Origin of the sequence: Cupriavidus campinensis (genome assembly GCF_905397395.1) — a bacterium.
Classification (GTDB): domain Bacteria; phylum Pseudomonadota; class Gammaproteobacteria; order Burkholderiales; family Burkholderiaceae; genus Cupriavidus; species Cupriavidus campinensis.
In genome coordinates, this window is the sequence record NZ_CAJPVH010000015.1 from 22,431 (window position 1) to 39,615 (window position 17,185).

17 protein-coding genes are annotated in these 17,185 nt (G+C 58.4%); 6 read left to right on the forward strand and 11 right to left on the reverse strand.

What is annotated here, in order from left to right; all coding sequences use genetic code 11:
* Window positions 1-210 precede the first annotated feature (210 nt).
* From rfbB to KHO18_RS11340, 6 genes are all read left to right on the forward strand, one after another.
* Complete coding sequence (gene rfbB / locus KHO18_RS11315) at window positions 211-1,275, forward strand: dTDP-glucose 4,6-dehydratase (protein ID WP_211943198.1); 1,065 nt, start codon at window positions 211-213, stop codon at window positions 1,273-1,275.
* Entirely contained in the window at window positions 1,265-2,182 is a 918-nt protein-coding gene (gene rfbD, locus KHO18_RS11320) for a dTDP-4-dehydrorhamnose reductase (RefSeq protein ID WP_211943199.1), read from the forward strand. The genes rfbB and rfbD overlap by 11 nt, the downstream gene beginning before the upstream one ends.
* Before the next feature lie 8 nt (window positions 2,183-2,190).
* Window positions 2,191-3,069 carry a glucose-1-phosphate thymidylyltransferase RfbA gene (gene rfbA, locus KHO18_RS11325; RefSeq protein ID WP_211943200.1) on the forward strand — a complete coding sequence of 293 codons (879 nt, stop codon included), beginning with the start codon at window positions 2,191-2,193 and terminating at the stop codon, window positions 3,067-3,069.
* The gene (rfbC, locus tag KHO18_RS11330) at window positions 3,066-3,617 is read left to right on the forward strand and encodes a dTDP-4-dehydrorhamnose 3,5-epimerase (protein WP_211943201.1); all 552 of its coding nucleotides are present in this window, start codon (window positions 3,066-3,068) and stop codon (window positions 3,615-3,617) included. The genes rfbA and rfbC overlap by 4 nt, the downstream gene beginning before the upstream one ends.
* Before the next feature lie 121 nt (window positions 3,618-3,738).
* Window positions 3,739-4,836, forward strand: coding sequence for an MraY family glycosyltransferase (locus KHO18_RS11335; protein ID WP_211943202.1), 1,098 nt, complete (start codon window positions 3,739-3,741; stop codon window positions 4,834-4,836).
* A 3-nt stretch (window positions 4,837-4,839) separates the two neighbouring features.
* Complete coding sequence (locus tag KHO18_RS11340) at window positions 4,840-5,727, forward strand: GumC domain-containing protein (RefSeq protein WP_211943203.1); 888 nt, start codon at window positions 4,840-4,842, stop codon at window positions 5,725-5,727.
* Window positions 5,728-5,746: 19 nt separating this feature from the next.
* Here KHO18_RS11340 and KHO18_RS11345 read toward each other — a convergent pair whose 3' ends face one another.
* From KHO18_RS11345 to KHO18_RS11395, 11 genes are all read right to left on the reverse strand, one after another.
* A complete protein-coding gene (locus KHO18_RS11345) occupies window positions 5,747-6,637 on the reverse strand; it encodes a class I SAM-dependent methyltransferase (protein WP_244844709.1) in 891 nt (296 codons plus the stop codon).
* Between the two features lie 38 nt (window positions 6,638-6,675).
* Window positions 6,676-8,028 carry a hypothetical protein gene (locus KHO18_RS11350; RefSeq protein ID WP_211943204.1) on the reverse strand — a complete coding sequence of 451 codons (1,353 nt, stop codon included), beginning with the start codon at window positions 8,026-8,028 and terminating at the stop codon, window positions 6,676-6,678.
* Complete coding sequence (locus KHO18_RS11355) at window positions 8,025-8,369, reverse strand: EamA family transporter (protein WP_244844711.1); 345 nt, start codon at window positions 8,367-8,369, stop codon at window positions 8,025-8,027. The genes KHO18_RS11350 and KHO18_RS11355 overlap by 4 nt, the downstream gene beginning before the upstream one ends.
* Window positions 8,366-9,373: a glycosyltransferase family 2 protein gene (locus tag KHO18_RS11360; protein WP_211943205.1), complete on the reverse strand. Its 1,008-nt coding sequence runs from the start codon at window positions 9,371-9,373 to the stop codon at window positions 8,366-8,368. Before KHO18_RS11360 ends, KHO18_RS11355 begins: the two co-directional genes overlap by 4 nt.
* 24 nt (window positions 9,374-9,397) lie before the next feature.
* A complete protein-coding gene (locus tag KHO18_RS11365) occupies window positions 9,398-10,519 on the reverse strand; it encodes a DUF1972 domain-containing protein (RefSeq protein WP_211943206.1) in 1,122 nt (373 codons plus the stop codon).
* Between the two features lie 9 nt (window positions 10,520-10,528).
* Window positions 10,529-11,338 (reverse strand): glycosyltransferase family 2 protein, encoded by an 810-nt coding sequence (locus KHO18_RS11370; protein WP_211943207.1) that lies wholly within the window; start codon window positions 11,336-11,338, stop codon window positions 10,529-10,531.
* Window positions 11,339-11,340: 2 nt separating this feature from the next.
* On the reverse strand, window positions 11,341-12,405 hold the full coding sequence (locus KHO18_RS11375; protein ID WP_211943208.1) for an EpsG family protein: 1,065 nt from the start codon (window positions 12,403-12,405) through the stop codon (window positions 11,341-11,343).
* A 64-nt stretch (window positions 12,406-12,469) separates the two neighbouring features.
* Window positions 12,470-13,648: a glycosyltransferase family 2 protein gene (locus KHO18_RS11380; protein WP_211943209.1), complete on the reverse strand. Its 1,179-nt coding sequence runs from the start codon at window positions 13,646-13,648 to the stop codon at window positions 12,470-12,472.
* Window positions 13,648-14,658 (reverse strand): polysaccharide biosynthesis protein, encoded by a 1,011-nt coding sequence (locus KHO18_RS11385; RefSeq protein WP_211943210.1) that lies wholly within the window; start codon window positions 14,656-14,658, stop codon window positions 13,648-13,650. Before KHO18_RS11385 ends, KHO18_RS11380 begins: the two co-directional genes overlap by 1 nt.
* A 12-nt stretch (window positions 14,659-14,670) precedes the next feature.
* A complete protein-coding gene (locus tag KHO18_RS11390; RefSeq protein ID WP_211943211.1) occupies window positions 14,671-16,035 on the reverse strand; it encodes a lipopolysaccharide biosynthesis protein in 1,365 nt (454 codons plus the stop codon).
* The gene (locus KHO18_RS11395) at window positions 16,035-17,183 is read right to left on the reverse strand and encodes a DegT/DnrJ/EryC1/StrS family aminotransferase (RefSeq protein ID WP_211943212.1); all 1,149 of its coding nucleotides are present in this window, start codon (window positions 17,181-17,183) and stop codon (window positions 16,035-16,037) included. The genes KHO18_RS11390 and KHO18_RS11395 overlap by 1 nt, the downstream gene beginning before the upstream one ends.
* Window positions 17,184-17,185: the final 2 nt, after the last annotated feature.

Below are 17,185 nucleotides of genomic sequence, written 5' to 3' on the forward strand. Positions count from 1 at the left end.
CATTCTTTTGTCGACCCATAATCGATTTGATCGAAGGTTACAAGACGCTACAAAAAGTTGGGTATCACACCAAGGATGCAGGTCACGGTCAGCTAGAATAGCGCCACTTCCGAGAGGACTAGAAAAAGACCGCTATCCCCCACTGGATCTGGCGGACAACCGACGTTGTCGGGAACTCGAAACATATCGAATGGGTAAGGGAGCAAGGTTTTGTCGCATATTCTTGTCACCGGCGGTGCTGGGTTCATCGGGGCCAATTTTGTGCTCGACTGGCTTGCGCAGCCGAACGCGGACGGTGTTGTCAACGTCGACAAGCTGACGTATGCCGGGAACCTCAAGACGCTCGCATCGTTGAAGGATGACAGCCGCCATGTCTTTTCGCAGACCGATATTTGCGACCGAGCGGCTCTGGACCGTCTGCTCACCCAATACAGGCCACGTGCCGTCGTGCATTTCGCGGCGGAATCCCATGTCGACCGGTCCATTCACGGCCCGGCTGAGTTCATTCAGACAAATATCGTCGGTACCTTCACACTACTGGAAGCCGTGCGCGGCTACTGGAGTGGCCTGGACGATCCGGCAAAGGGCGCGTTCCGATTCCTTCACGTCTCCACGGACGAGGTGTTTGGCTCGCTCGGCCCTGCGGATCCGCAGTTCTCGGAGGCCACTGCCTATTCGCCGAACAGTCCGTACTCCGCGTCGAAGGCCGCGTCGGACCATCTGGTGCGTGCCTACCACCATACCTACGGCCTGCCGGTCCTGACGACGAATTGCTCCAACAACTACGGCCCCTATCACTTCCCCGAGAAGCTGATCCCGCTGATGATCACCAACGCGCTCACGGGCAAGGAGTTGCCAATTTATGGTGATGGCCGGAACGTGCGCGACTGGTTGTACGTACGCGACCATTGCAGCGCCATTCGCGAAGTGCTGGCGCGTGGCCGAGTGTGCGAAACCTATAACGTTGGCGGCTGGAACGAGAAGACCAATCTCGACGTCGTGCATACGCTGTGCGACCTGCTCGACGAGCTCAAGCCGAAGGCTTTGGGGTCGTATCGCGACCAAGTTGCGTTCGTGAAGGACCGCCCCGGCCACGATCGACGCTACGCCATCGACGCGCGCAAGCTCGAGCGCGAACTCGGCTGGAAGCCAGTCGAGACCTTCGAGACGGGGCTGCGCAAGACGGTTCAGTGGTATCTCGATAACCAGGAGTGGGTGCAGGACGTGATGTCGGGCGAATACCGGAACTGGGTGGCGAAGCAATATGCAGCGTAAGCCCGGCGGTATCCCCACGATTCTTGTAACAGGAAGCAACGGCCAAGTCGGTTTTGAATTGCGACGCAGCCTAGCGACGCTGGGCCAAGTGTTGGCCTTGGATCGGGGGGGGTGTGATCTGTCGAACCCTGATGCGATTCGCGGAGTGGTTCGCCGTGTACGTCCCGACGTGATTGTGAATCCCGCCGCCTACACTGCTGTGGACAAGGCGGAAAGCGAAGCGGCGCTGGCGTTCGCCATCAACGGCGCGGCGCCGGGTGTGCTGGCGGAAGAAGCCCGTGCGTTGGGCAGCCTGCTCGTGCACTACTCCACAGACTATGTGTTCGCCGGTATCGGCCACGCACCCTATACCGAGGCAGATGCCGTCGGTCCGCTGTCCGTCTATGGCAAGAGCAAGCTCGCGGGCGAGCAGGCGATCGAAACAGCGGGGGCGGCGGCTATCGTGCTGCGTACGTGTTGGGTGGCAGGCGCGCATGGCGGCAACTTCGCAAAGACGATGCTCAAGCTCGGGCGCGAACGCGACAGTCTGCGCGTGGTGGCTGACCAGTACGGCGCGCCGACCACGGCGGCGCTGATTGCCGACGTGACCGCGCATATTGTCGACCGCGCCTGGCTGCATAGTGACCGTGAAGCGTTTCCCGCTGGCGTTTATCACCTCGCAGCATCCGGGGAAACATCCTGGCATGGCTATGCAGTGGAAGTCCTGCGTTATGCGAAGAGCAAGGGCGTGGCACTGAAGGTGGATCCGGATGCCATCGAGGCGATCCCTGCCTCGGCCTATCCTCTGCCCGCGCCGCGCCCGGCCAATTCGCGGCTGGACACGCGCAAGCTCCGCGATACTTTTGACATCAATCTTCCGGAATGGCAGCAAGGCGTACGGCACTTGCTGGACCAGATTCTCTCCTGATACCGCACATGCATAAAGGCATCATCCTGGCCGGCGGCTCCGGTACCCGGCTTTATCCGATTACTCGTTCGGTGTCGAAGCAGCTCCTGCCTGTTTACGACAAGCCGATGATCTACTATCCGCTGTCCACGCTCATGCTGGCAGGGATTCGTGACATCCTCGTCATCTCCACGCCGGAAGATACGCCGCGATTCGCAGAGATGCTCGGTGACGGCAGCAGTTGGGGCATCAACTTGTCCTATGCGGTGCAGCCATCACCGGATGGGCTCGCACAGGCGTTCATTATTGGCCGCGACTTTGTCGGCCATGATCCGTCAGCCCTGATACTTGGCGACAATATTTTCTTTGGCCACGATCTCGCTCGGCAGTTGCAGAGCGCGGCAACGCAGGAGCGTGGCGCTACGGTTTTTGCTTACCACGTGCATGATCCAGAGCGGTATGGCGTCATCGAATTCGACGACGATTTCCGCGCCGTGTCGCTCGAGGAAAAGCCCAAGATGGCGCGTTCGAACTACGCCGTGACCGGACTCTATTTTTACGATAACCAGGTTTGCGACATTGCCGCGGATATCAAGCCGTCAGCGCGTGGTGAACTGGAAATCACGGACGTGAACAAGCACTATTTGGCGAGGGGCGAGCTCAATGTGGAAATCATGGGGCGGGGCTATGCCTGGCTCGATACTGGCACGCATGATTCGCTGCTGGAGGCGGCGAGTTTCATCGCCACGCTGCAGAAGCGCCAGGGTTTGATGGTGGCCTGCCCTGAAGAGATTGCGTATCGCAGCAAATGGATCAGTGCCGAGCAAGTGGAAGCGCTGGCCAGGCCGCTGTCCAAGAATGGTTATGGGCAATACTTGCGCCAGATTGTTGCGGAGGCGATCAAGTGAGCCTCAACGTGATTCCGACCAGCCTGCCCGAAGTGCTCATTCTCGAACCCAGGGTGTTTGGCGACAGTCGTGGTTTCTTCTTCGAATCGTTCAATCAGAAGGCATTCGAAGTGGCGACGGGGTACCAGGGAATGTTTGTTCAGGACAACCACTCCCGCTCGGCGCGCAATGTGCTGCGTGGATTGCACTACCAGATCCAGCATGCTCAGGGAAAGCTGATTCGTGTGGTATCGGGTGAGGTGTTCGATGTCGCCGTGGACATGCGTCGAAGCTCGCAAAATTTCGGGAAATGGGTCGGCGTGACCCTGTCGGCGGAAAATAAGCGCCAGCTTTGGGTTCCGGCGGGATTTGCGCATGGCTTCGTCGTGACGTCTGACGAAGCGGAGTTCCTATACAAAGTCACGGACTATTGGCATCCGGAACATGAACGAAGCCTGATCTGGAACGATCCGGATGTCGGCATTGAGTGGCCAATCGACCGCAATCCTATTCTTGCCGCGAAGGACGCCGAAGGCAAGCGCCTGGTGGAGGCTGATCTGTTCGAGTAATGCATCGCTGTGATTGCTGCAAGAGCCAGGGCGGAATGATAGTTTCGCCAGTAGAACGATGACAATTGGCTCGGCAGTAATCAATTGCAATAGCCAACAGTGGTGATATAACGCTTCCTATATGCTGACACTTTCGATTGCTTTTGTTCTCTCGTTTCTCTTTACGCTGTTGGTGATACGCTATTCGAGCGTGCATGCCCACATCACGGCGGACTGGGATCTGAACGGGGTCCAGAAATTTCATGCTCGTCCGGTTCCGCGGGTGGGCGGACTGGGCATCGCGCTCGCGCTGGTTGGGGTGAGTATCGCGCTGTTCTTTCTTCGCGACTCGAAGGCGCTCGGCTTCCCGTACCTCCTGTTGCTTTGCAGTGCCACGCCGGCATTCGCCGCTGGCTTTATCGAGGATCTGACCAAGCGCGTGAGCCCCCGCGAGCGACTCATTGCGACTATGATTTCGGCGATCCTCGCGGCCTATCTACTCGATGCACGCATCGTGCGCATCGATGTCCATTATCTCGATATGGCTCTCGCGCTGCCGCTGCTGTCGGGCCTGATCACGGTATTCGCGGTGGCTGGCGTTGCCAATGCCATTAACATCATCGACGGATTCAACGGTCTCGCCTCAATGGTGGCGATGCTCATGTTTGTGTCGCTGGCCTACGTGTCATTCCAGGTGAGCGATCCGCTTATCATCACGGTGGCCTTCGCGATGGTGGGGGCGATTCTCGGATTCTTTATCTGGAATTTCCCGGCTGGGCATATCTTCCTCGGCGATGGCGGCGCCTATCTCATCGGTTTTGTGCTCGCTGAGTGCGGGATATTGCTGGTCATGCGCAACCCGCAGGTGTCGGCCTGGTACCCCGTCTTGATGCTGATCTATCCGATCTTCGAGACCTTGTTCTCGATCTATCGTCGCCGCGTGCTGAAAGGCGTGCCGGCGGGATATCCGGACGGCGTCCACCTTCATACGCTGATCTATCAGCGCCTGATGCGGTGGGCCGTGGGTAGCAAGGACGAACGGAGCATGCTGCGCAGGAATTCGATGACTTCGCCCTATCTTTGGCTTCTGAGCCTGATGGCGGTGCTGCCGGCCACGTTGTTCTGGAATAACCGGATCGTCCTGCTGATTTTCATCGGTCTGTTCATTATTCTGTATGTATGGCTGTACTGGCGGATCGTCCGATTCCAGTCGCCGCGATGGATGATTATTAAGAGATAGCTTATGGAAATGAAATCTGTGCCTGCACCGAAAAGCGAGGAGGAGGGCATTGTTATCACGTTCGAGGATGTCATCCACTTCCTCAAGCGGCATGCCGCCAAGATCCTGGTCCTGAGTATGGTGGGACTGATCATCGGTGTTGGCGCGACGTTCCTGGTTTCCCGGCAGTGGGAGGCAAAGGGCGTCCTGCAGATTGGCCAGGTGTCGAACGAGGGGCAAAATGCGCCGCTCGTCACGCAGATCGAGCCGACCTTGCGCGCGCTCGAGCGGCTCAGGATTCCTCAGTTCACTGATGAAGTCTTGAGAGCGCTGGGTTTTTCGGTCGGGCTTGAAGAGCCTGCCGCCGCTGCACTGATTCGTCGCTCCTTGAAGTCCACGACGGTTGTTGGTACCGATCTCATCCAGTTCAGCGTGCGGGGCTATTCGCCGGAAGAGGCGAAACGCGCCGCCGAAGGCATTAGCGCAGAGATGATGCGCATCCACGCCGATCTTATGCGCCCCTCGCTGAGCCGATTGAATGCGGATCTGGCAGAGGTCCAGCAAGGTATCGCCAGGGAAGATAAGCGCCGGGAAATGCTGAACGAGCTCGTGCAAAGCCGTGGTCAGGCCGGGATTGCGTCGAAATTCTCGGAGAATGTACTGCTTAGCGAGATGGTCAGCGAAAATGAGAAGGGACTGCGAACGCTACGCCTTCGCCAGAACTCGCTCGGGGAGCTGATGAGCAAGGAGCGTACTTACAATACGCATTTGCTTGGGACGGTTGAAACCAGCCGGCGATCCGTCTTCCCAAGCAAGATTCTGTTTGGTCTCGCCGGCCTGGCGGCCGGTCTGGTGATCAGCCTGCTGCTGGGCGTCGCGATTGACGCACGTCACCGCCTGATTCAGGCGTGAGGCCATTCACGGCGCGACATCAGTCGCGCCGGTAGAGACACACCAAAACGTCGCTGGGAAAGAGTCGGGTGAGTGGGAGCAGCGCCATGGTTCCCAAGTATTGAATCCATACGCTCACCGGGCTCGCCGTATTATCGAACCGCATCCGCGCCAGCATTCCCTTCGCTCTCACCGAGGGGAGCTCAGTGCTTTTTTCTAGCCTGAATCCATGGCGCGAAACGACCCCGGTCAGATTCGTCGCGTTGAAGAAGTGGACATGCGGCGACGGGAATCCCTTCTGCCACAGCCGCTCAAAGGGTCCCGTCCATCCTGCGCGGGCAAACACCTTCGATAGCCGATAAAAGAAGCCTCTGCTGTTCGGGAGATTCAGGACAAGCAGGCCACCTGGCGCCAGGCGCTGGTGGCAGACAGCCGCGATCGAATGGACATCGGGAATGTGTTCGAACACGTCGTTGAATACGATCACGTCGAACTGTTCGTCAGGCTGTAGCGCTTCTGGAAAATATCCCTTGCGGACGGGCAGCCCTCTGGCCGCCGTCGCCTCAAACACTTTCGCATCGGGCTCGACGCCGAGAACCGAATAGCGGGCCGCGGCGGCCGCTTCGAGAAACCACCCGTGGGCGCAGCCAACATCAAGCACGCGGCGGGATGCAGACGCGGAATTCGCCTCGATCAGCGTGAGAATATCCTTGAAGTTTTCCAGCCGGATTTCCCGCAATCCCGCCTCGCGATCCTGTTCATCGATGGAATGGTGCGCGGCCTCGTCATTGATCATCGGCTGAAGGCCGCCGGATTCGTAGCGGCATTCGGGGCAGATCCGATGCCAGGACGAGAGCCCGGCTTCGGTTGCATGGCCACACGCCAGGCACGCGTTGTCGCTAGTTTGGGAAGACATTGCCTCAACAGTCATGAAAGATCGCGGGATTCATTGGCAGTCACGGAAGCGGGCTAGGCGTGCACCAACGACCTGCGGCCGCGCCAGGCTGCAGCCAGGAAAACGATAAACGATAGATTGGTGGCGATGATGCACCAGTACGCGTAGCGAAAATCGACGGACGGTACGGCCGCCAGCAAACTGGCATAACAGCCCAGCGCAGAAAGATTCAAGGCGAATACCTGTGTTCTCTCAATGGAGGGCCGCATGCGAGCACACAGTACCAGCATGATTACCGCAAGGGTCAGCCACAGGTATGGCTTGAAGAATTCGCTCAGTACACTGTTCTGGCTCAGGGTGACATACGTTTCCAGACGTTGGGCGCTATCCGGTCGTGCCAGCGCGATACCCAGGTCGTTTTGCATGATTTGTGGCTGCCACACGTAAGCCGGCGCGAGCTGAGGGGAGCGAAGGAAGTACAGGAAGGCATCCCATCGGATTTTCGCCGAGAGAATGGGATGCGCGAGTACCGTTTCCTTCCACAGCTTGTGCGTGGTTTCAACCGGCACTTCCGTTACCAGACTCCCGCCCGGGTCGTAGCCTCGGCTGATAAAGCACAAGGCTCGCTCATACAGAATGCGAGGCTTGGTGCAGGCCATCAGGTCGTCATGTTTGACCCACGGCAGCAGATTCTGTCCCGTCTGGGCGGAGATCATTGCGATGTCGTCGCCCATCAGAAATGTCTCCAGATGCCGTCGCTCGGCTTTCAGCAAGCCATAGCTGACCAGCGAACCGATAAGCCAGAACGCAACCGACGCCACAATGGCGATGAGGGCTGCATAAATGACCTTTCGCTTGTGGAGATAGCCCAGCGAGGCAACAAAGATAAGCGGAGCTGTGGCAAGAATGGCGTTGTGCCTGACCGCAAACGCGTAAAACAGAAAAGGCAGGCTCAGCAGCGCCAGCCGGATACTACGACGCTGGTTGAACAACAAGCCCGTGGCCACAAGCAGAGAAAATGCCATGCCGACATCTTTCCACAGCACGCCGGCGAAATTTAGTATCCACGGCAAAAAGAAGATGGCGGGAACGAGGACTTTCCAGCGGGGGCTGGGCATGTCCATTTGCCAGACGAAGATGCCGAGTACGAGCAACACCAGATGCAGCACCAGCAGACTCTCCGGCCCATGTATCAGGGACAGGCTCAGATGCCACACGTAGGACATGATGGCAGGGTGGTTGTCCGCGTAGCTTTGCGCCAGGGCGCTGCGATACTGGCTGACGGAGTCGTTGGACATGAACCCAGGCGCGAACGCCGTCCAGATCGTCACGATCAGGAGCGCGGTAATGGCGATCGACAATGCCGTGTACTTCTTGCTCATGTCGGCGCGGTAATTTGGATTGGAGTGCATCGAAAAGGGCGTCATGCGCTGGTCGTCAGTATTACGCCGATCAAGATGAAGACGACGCCAAACAGGTATTGTGGCTGAAATCGCTCGCCGAAGAGAAAATATGTGCCGAGCGGCACGAACACGAAAGCCAGGGCCATGAAGGGATAGACCTTGCCCAGAGAAATGCGCTGGAGCACCCACACCCAGACAATGGAAGTCACGCCATAAAGGCACATCGCTGCGAACAACACGGCAAGGGGCTTGAACGAGAAAAGGCTGCCGGTTTCCTGGGAAGCACTCGCGCTCATCTTGAACAGTATCTGCCCCAACGTCATGCCAAGCGTGCAGACGAGTGCCACTGCGTAGGTGAGAATCATTGTTCCCCTCCGGTTGAACTTTCAGTCGCGCTGCGTCCGATTCGACGTCGGTGGAGTGGCCGCCGAGGAACGGACGCGATGTCATAGGCCAGAAACGCCAAAACAAACTGCAGGCCGACAATCACGGGCAGGCCGGCAAGCATGACGGTGCCGGCGGAAGCGGGCGCGTGGGCCTGGAACGATCGCATCCATTCGATTCCGCCGAAAATGAAACCGAACGCAAGCATCGCCACCCCGAGAGGGAGTTCCAGGGAGGCAATCGAAAGATCGCGCAGATAGTAGTTGTAAAAGACTCGCTTCACGAAGTTTCTCGCGTGCTTCACGAGGAATTCGCCGACCACCTTGCCGATCTTCAGATTGCTGACTTCGTCGCCATACTTCGCGTCCATGGGTATATCGAGCACCACCGCGCGCAGGGTATTCAGTCGGAAGAGCATGTCCGACTCGAAGAAATAACGATGGCTGATCTTCTTCATTGGCAGATGGCGAGCCACTTCGCTGTGAATCGCCGTATAGCCGTTAGTGGGATCAAACAAATCCCAGTAGCCCGACGACAGCTTGCTCATGAACGATAGCGCAGCATTCCCGATCAGGCGGGCTTTCGGCATCTGCTCCAGGCTGTCGAGGTTGAAGAAGCGGTTGCCCTTCGTGTAATCCGCTTCTCCCGCCAGAATAGGCTCGACGAAGTTGGCGATATACCGCGGGTCCATCTGCCCGTCGCCGTCGACCTTGACCATGACATCTACGCCGTCCTGAATAGCCGCCTGATACCCGGCCATGACGGCGCCGCCCACTCCGACATTTTTCGGCAGACGGATCACCTGTACGCGGGGGTCTTGACACTCGCTGGTGACAAATGCACCGGAGTTGTCCGGGCAGCAGTCGTCAATGACGTAGATGTGCGTCACCAGGTCACCGATGTTCTCGATGACGCTCATGATCTGGTTGCGTACCCTGTACGCCGGTATCACAACCGCGATCCTGGGGGAGTGGTTGCTGGTCATATCAGATCGGCCTGGCGGTCGGTTTCAATGGCGTGCCTGCAGCAAACGGGCCACAACGTCGTCGTATTGGTCGAGAATGCGACGCCAGAGGAACTGATCCACGCAACGCTGCTTGGCGGCGGCAATCATTGACGCACGGACTTCCGGATCCGGCGGATTATCGAGGTGGACGGCGAGGTCGTCGGCGCCCTTGAAAAACAGCCCCGATACGTCGCCACCCATTACCCACCGATTGAACGGGTTGTCGTGGGCCACCAGCAATGCCCCTGCGGCCATGGCTTCGATTAGGGAAGGATTGGTACCCCCGACCGAATGGCCGTGAATATAGAGGGAACTGCGGCGTCGCAGTTCATTCAGGACTGGTGCGTTATACACGCCACCAGCGAAATGAACGTCGGGGTGTTTGGCGCGTAGCTGACGACCGTATTCGTTGATCTCGAAATTGCCGAGCACGACCATCGGACGCTTTTTCCCGCTTCGCTCGAATGCCTCGAGCGTGACGTGAATCTGGTTTTCCGGCTCCGGTCGTGCCACGACAAGGGAAAAGCCTTGGTCCGGATACTGGCTCAGCAGCGGGTGCGAGAATTTGCTTCGGTCGCCGGGCTCCAGGGCGTCGTCATCCACACCATAGGCAATCATGGTGGAATCCTTGCCAAGCGCTTCCTGCAGATAGCGTTGGATTTCGGGATGGTCGGCAATCAGGATATCTGCCTGACGGGCAGCGGCACGTTCGTTCCAGCGCAGCCAGATGCGGGCGATGCGCCCCCACTTCTCGCGCCGCCATTCGATGCCATCCATGTTGACCGCATGCGGAACGCGATGCTGCCTCAGATAACGCTGAAAAATCCCGGTTCCGTAACCGAAAATCAAGGCGACCGCGCCCGGCGGCACGTCCTTGAAGGATCTCCAGTCATATTCGATGGTGCCAAGGGGACCGCTGCTGCGAACGGAAACAAAACGACGCCGGACACCCATCCAGCGGTCTTCCTCTGCGCCTGTCTCGTTAACAGTGGGATCGTTATTGCAATACACGGTCACTTCGTGACCCTGGTTTGCCAGGTGCGGAGCGAGGACTTCTACCAGTCTTTCGAAGCCGCCATAGCGGTTCGGAATGCCCCGTACACCGATCAGATAAACAGTTGCCATAATCCCGACTTAGCGAAAATATCGTCCGCGCAGGACGTCACTCGTTATTCGAAGAAGCCCCGCCATGCAGCCAAGGCAGTAGCGCGGGAGGCCGGAAGGCCAGGGAGATTTCAGGAGGACCTGACGGGCCGCGAACTCGCCTTTGCGCATCTTCCATATTGCACTGGACAGGCCACCGCTGGTCCCAACGGGCCGATAGACGATGGAGAGTTCCTGCTGGAGAAAGCAGATTCGCGTATCGGGTTGAACGTACCGAAGCAGGAAGCACCAGTCTTCGCAGTGCCGCAGGCGCACCAGGCCGAGGCGTCGCTCACGCCGTATCACCAGCGTTGGTGTCACGACGGGATTCAGAAGCGCAATCCACCAGCCAAATGGTAGCCAGCGGCTCAGGGAGCGCGTCCAGAGGCGGGCCAGCTTACCATACTTGGGCATCCCCTGGACACCATGAAAAAGCAGGTCTACGGGGCCATTATCGAGTTGTTCCAGGATCAGATCGATTTTCTCGGGGGTGAAGGCGTCGTCAGAATCCAGGAAAGCGATATGGCTGAATCGCGCTCGTCGGATACCGAGATTTCGCGCAGCTTGCGGACCCCGGTTGCGCATAAACCGATAACAACGGATCGGAATGCCCCAGTCATTGCGCGTGGGGAGCTGCTGGCGAAGATCTTCGCTGGATCCGTCATCGATAACAATAATCTCCACCCGGTCGAGCTGGGTCGAGCGTACCGACTGGCACGCGCGCAAGACCATTTCAATGCGATTCAACGTGGGAATCACGACCGACAGACCGCTCGGTCGCGAGGGTGTATTCAGTTGCATGATCAGCCGATAAAGGGGAGTTCGCGCATATAGGTCGAGCCAGCTGCCCAGGCGAGCAGAATCACGACATTCATTGCGCAGAGGGAAAGGAACTTCTTCCCGGCATCGACATAGGGCTCGAGGGAAGGGCTGAGCGTAAGGAACAGAATGACCGGATACATGCCATAAATGAAGCGATACCCAAAATAGGGCAGCGCAAGAAACGGTGTGCAGACGATAGCCATGCGAAGCGCAATGGCATAGCGCCGGTCAGACGCGATCGTACGTACGGTTACGCCAGTCCGCCGGCACAGCAGCGGTGCCAACAACGCGGCTACCACGCAGGCAAGCGAAAGAATGCGAATCCACAACTCACTGTCCTGATGCGCGAGATACTTGTTGATTTCGTACAGGAATCGGGACACGAATGGCAGCTCGACCGAACTGCTCAGGAAATGGACAGTGAGCAGGAGCAGGCTGGCCATCAGGGCGAGAAAGATTCTCCAGTTCTGTCGTGCCAGCAGGTATCCAATCAGCACGAGGCCGGCGCTGGGATGGAAGACCATGGCGAAGGCGCCAAACAGCAACGTGAGTAGCGCGCTGACCGGTGTCAACGATACGGCAAGTACCATCAGCCCCGTGGACAATCCTTGCCGCAAGGCGTTGGTGGACAGTTCAATGCCGATCAGTGACAGCAGGAGTGCCGATATATAGCAGAGGCGGACGCGCCAGGGGGTCCGGAAAAACAGCGCCGGCAGCACGATCAGGAATATCCACACAGCAGGCAGCAACTCCGTGTCGCAACTGCCAAGCATCGTGAAATTGAGCACTTCCGTCGCGATCTGGAAACTGGACTCGCGGTCGGTGATTAGTCCGCCCTTGCAGAAATCAGCGAATATCTCGGCATATGCGGCCGTATCCACGCCAAAGCTCAGGCTGCGGAAGCACATCATCAGGACGATGAAGCCGGCCGCAGTCACGCCACCCACTACGTATGGCGATGGTTGCTGCACCTTTAGCGCGCGCAAGCCGAAACCCGAGGACAGTCCCAATGCCGTGGCCAGCAGGACGATTTCGGTCAGAAACATGGATGGAGTCGTCCGGCCTTCACCGATTGGGCAGCGAATGTATGATGACGTTGCACATGACGCGTCATGAACCGCTCTTCGTCAGTTCCAGTTTCTTGCCCAGTTTCTGGATGTACTGCGAAGCGACCTCGAAAGCCTGTTCGGTATCAGCTACGTCATGCAGCACCACAGTATTATCCGGCTTGAAGCGATTCAGTTGCCGTTTGACAAGCATGCGACCAATTCGGGTTGCCTCGCGCACCGTCGCGCCGAAGAACTCGATCCCGGTCGCAATATAGCCGGACGTGCGGGCATGTTGCTTAAGGCATTGCAGCACCATGTCCTTGTATTGCGGATCGCTGATCAGGCAACGCAGATACAACATCGAAAAATCGGCCTTACGCAGCCATTGCGGCTTGTCCTCGATGCCCTTCAGCAGCGAATATCCCCAGACCGTGGGAACGCTGTAATACTCGGGCACCCGTTCGTCCCAGACGAGGTTCTTGAACGCGCCAATATGGGCGTTGTCGCGCAGCCCACCGACATGACGGCCACGAGCGCTTTTGCCCGAGGTACTGCCGGCGCATGCGCCCGGCACAACGATGGGGAAATTGACGTGATAGCTCTTTTTGCTTTCGAGGGAGATTAGCGCGGCACTGTAGATATCCGGGCTGACACCGCCGAACAATGCGCCGTGCGTCGCAATAATGCGATCGACCAGCGAGCGGGAAATCATGCCTGCGTAGGCGCGCGGCATACCGAGCACGCCCGAGCCCATGTTGCGCAAGGCCGCGGACAGTTCAGACTTGGCGTCGAACGGCGTGATGCGTCCGTCGAAATCGCTTACCACCAGCGTGCTGCCTTCCGCCTTCCATCGCGTGGTACTGGAAAATGTCGGCCAGTAATACAGCATGGGAAACGTAAAGCTGAATGCATCGACCTGATTGGCGATGCCCCAGTGGGCAATCTCCGCGATTTGCGGCGATACCAGATCATCATCCCCAATGAAAGCGAGGTATTCCCCGCTGGCATGGCTCAGCGCGAAATTGAAGTTGTCGACGACACTGAGCGGTTCACCGGGTCGCAGAAGCTTGAGCCGGGCAATGTCTTGCCCGGCGAATGCCGGCGTGATGCGGTCTTCGCTGCTTGTGTCGCTAACGACAACTTCCAGTTCCCCGGACGCCGCCAGGACGGCGCGAATCGTCGACACCGCGCATTCGGGGCGACCATGGGTGGGGATAATGACTGATACCAACGGGCGCATTAGATCTTCACCTCTTCCTGGACGTAAGGAAGCGTAAGAAGCAATTGCTTGATGCGTTCTACGTTAAGGCGCTCGGTATTGTGCGAGGTGTAATCGTCAACGTCGTTGGCGTCGGGCTGACCTTCGAGAATGAACTTGTCGTAGTTCAGGTCGCGATTGTCGGCGAGGATCCGGAAATAGCGTCCCATATCCTCCGCCTTGGCCATTTCTTCCCGGGATACCAGCGTCTCGTAAAGCTTCTCGCCATGCCGGGTGCCGATGATTTCCACCGGCACGTTGCTGCTGAACAGTTCCTTGAGCGCCTGGCCCAACTCTTCGATCGTGGAGGCGGGAGCCTTCTGCACGAAAATATCCCCCTGCGTGCCATGCTGGAAGGCATGCAGCACGAGGTCGACCGAGTCTTCCAGCGACATCAGGAATCGGGTCATCTTGGGGTCGGTCACGGTCAGCGGCTTGCCGGCCTTGATTTTGTCGATGAAGAGGGGGATGACGGAGCCGCGGGACGCCATGACGTTGCCATAGCGCGTGGCGCAGAGCACCGTACCGCCTTCGCGAACCGTGCGCGACTTCGCGACCATGATCTTTTCTGCCATGGCTTTCGAAATCCCCATGGCGTTGATCGGATACACCGCCTTGTCCGTGCTGAGCACGACCACGCGCTTCACCTTGTTGGCAATCGCCGCGTTCAACACGTTTTCCGTGCCGATCACGTTGGTCAGTGTCGCCTCCATGGGGTAAAACTCGCAGGAGGGCACCTGTTTCAGCGCGGCGGCGTGAAAGACATAGTCGACGCCCTCCATCGCGCGGGCGACGCTTTCATAGTTCCGGACGTCGCCGATGTGAAACTTGACCTTGCGATTGTTAATGGCGATTCGCATGTCCTCCTGCTTCTTCTCGTCGCGGCTGAAGACGATGATCTCCTTGACGGAGGAATGGAGGAAGCGGTTGAGGACCGTGTTGCCGAACGACCCGGTACCGCCGGTGATCATCAAGACCTTGTTATCGAACATTGTGAGAATCTCTTAGTAACTTTGAATCAAAAACTGAGCCAGAATCGCAATGCCAATTAGCGGAACGAAGAGCTGCAATGCCAGTACTGCCGAATATCTTGCCGCGGCGCGAACCTTTTCCAGCGTCATGGCGCGCACCCAACTGATGAGCGTGGATGTGGTGTGATAAGTGGCGTATATGTAGCACACGCTCTCGACACTCTGCTTATACGCAGCCACTGCGGTAAGTACCAGCGTCACCACGCTCATGGCAATCGATGCAACTGCCTGGAAACGAAAATCCTTGGCATAAAGCAGCAGCGTGTAAGGAATATAGCCGAACGCCCCCACCACAAAGCCCGGCAGAAGTATTTTTACATAATGGGCGACCGTGCCACTGTCCTGTCCGTGACCCACCCAAAGACCGATCAGCGGTTCGCGTGCCAGCCAGAGAACCAAAGACGGCACCGCGGTGATCATGATTGTGCCGAGTACAAATCTTTGGATGGTCGATTTCGGGAAATCCTTGCCCGAAAAATCCTGGTTCAGCACGCGCGGCTGGAAATACTGGCTGATCGGGCCAGCCAGCAGCGAGAGCGGAACCATGCACAGGGTCGTCGCCAGAAAATACGGCGACACGCTGTTGGCGGAAATCAGGCCGGACACCAGCGGCTTGTCCAACTGGGTGACAGCCGCTCCGGCCGCCGAGAACAGCACCAGGGAACGCCCTTTCATGATGAGTGCCCATGCGTCGCGGATCGTCGGGTGCTTCAGCAGCGTGGCGCCGGATGTGCTTCCCCCCCAAAAGGCAAAGCACCGGTGACGCGTGACGAGCGCCTGCGTAGCCGCGAAAACCAGTTGGGTGACGATGAACGCCGTCATTGTGCTGGACACGGCAGCCAGCACATAGGCCGTGGCGCCTGCGCGGGCGGCCACCCCCACCACCTGGATCGTACTGGCCGCCGCATATTCGCGACGGGCCAGCATGGCGCCGTAGTACATATTCTGGAGCACGAGTACCCAGAACAGCGCGATGGTTCCGAGGATCGTACTCCAGTCGATACTGCCGAAAGCACCCGCTGCCTTCAGACAGATGGCGGCCGGCAGCAGCAGGAGATAAAAGCTCGTCAGGCTCATCTCTGCCGTACGGACCAGCGATACCAATTCGCTGGGTCCGGAATTCGCCACGGCAATATCGCGGCCAACCAGCGTTGACATCCCCAGGTCGAGCATGATCAGCAGGCCCTGGAGCGAGAGGATGACGGCAACAATGCCAAACTGCTCGGCCCCGAGCAGATGTCGATAAAGCGGCAGGAAGATAAACCCGACGAGGACTGCCGACACCTTGCCGGCATACAGCATGACCATGTCGAGCACTGCGGCGCGGAGCAATTTCATCAGACCTTGCCAGCTCGCGAAGACGTTGCGGCGTCCGCTGTCGCGCGCTCGCAGGCATTGCCGATGGCATCGACATCGGCATCACTGAGCCACCATCCGCAGGGCAGGGCAATAATGTGATCCTGCAAATAGGTCGTTTCGCTGCCGGGTTCCATCCGCGCCGCATGGAACCCGCTGTAGGTGTCATTGCGATGATGCAGAATGGACGCGGAGACGTCCTGATCCTTCAGATACTGGAGCAGCGCGTCGCGGTTTTCGGCCAGGCACAGCATGACCCAGTAGGCCGGCAGGGCGCCATCGGCGGCAGGAATGGGCTGAATACCGTCGATGTCGGCCAGGCGAGCGCTGAGTCGGCGCACGTTGGCACGGGCCTTCTCGACCTTTTCCGTGACCTGCGCCAGCTGCGTCGCACCCAGGGCCGCGCAGAGGTTGTTCATGGTGTATGCCCAACCAATCTCGGGAATATCCGCAAGCGGATTGATCTCACCCTGCGGCGTACGGAACCCCGCACCATCAATGCCGAACCGACGCAGTTGACGGGCTTTCGTGGCCATGTCCGCGGATTTGCAGACTAGCGCGCCGCCTTCGGTGCAGTTAATCTGGCGATTCGGATAGAACGAATAGATCGAGAAATCGCTGTACTGGCCCACATGCGCGCCATCCTGTGTGGCACATAGCGCGTTGTCGCAGTCTTCGATAAATGCAATGCTGCGCGTCTTGCACAGATCGGCCATTTTCCTGGCCGGTCCCGGATAACCCGCCACGTGATACATGATGACTGCCTTGGTCCGCGCGGTAATCTTTCGGGCGGCGTCATCGACATCCATTTCCACGGAGCGGGGGCCTACGTCGACCCACACCGGCGTGGCGCCGAGTTGCGCGATCGCGGAATTCGTCGCCATGCAGGAGAACGCCGTCGTCAAGACTTCGTCCCCGGCGCGAACGCCGGCCAGATACAAGGCGAGGAATACTGCGTTCGTCATGTCGTGGGTGGACACGACATGTGGATTGCCGACGATCTCCCCAAGGCCCTTCTCGAACTTGCCAACATAATCGCCGCTGGCGATGCGGCCGGAGCGCAGGACCTCCAGCGCCACCGCTTCCATTTCGGGGGTGTGTACCACCCCGAACAATGGGATTTTCTTCATTT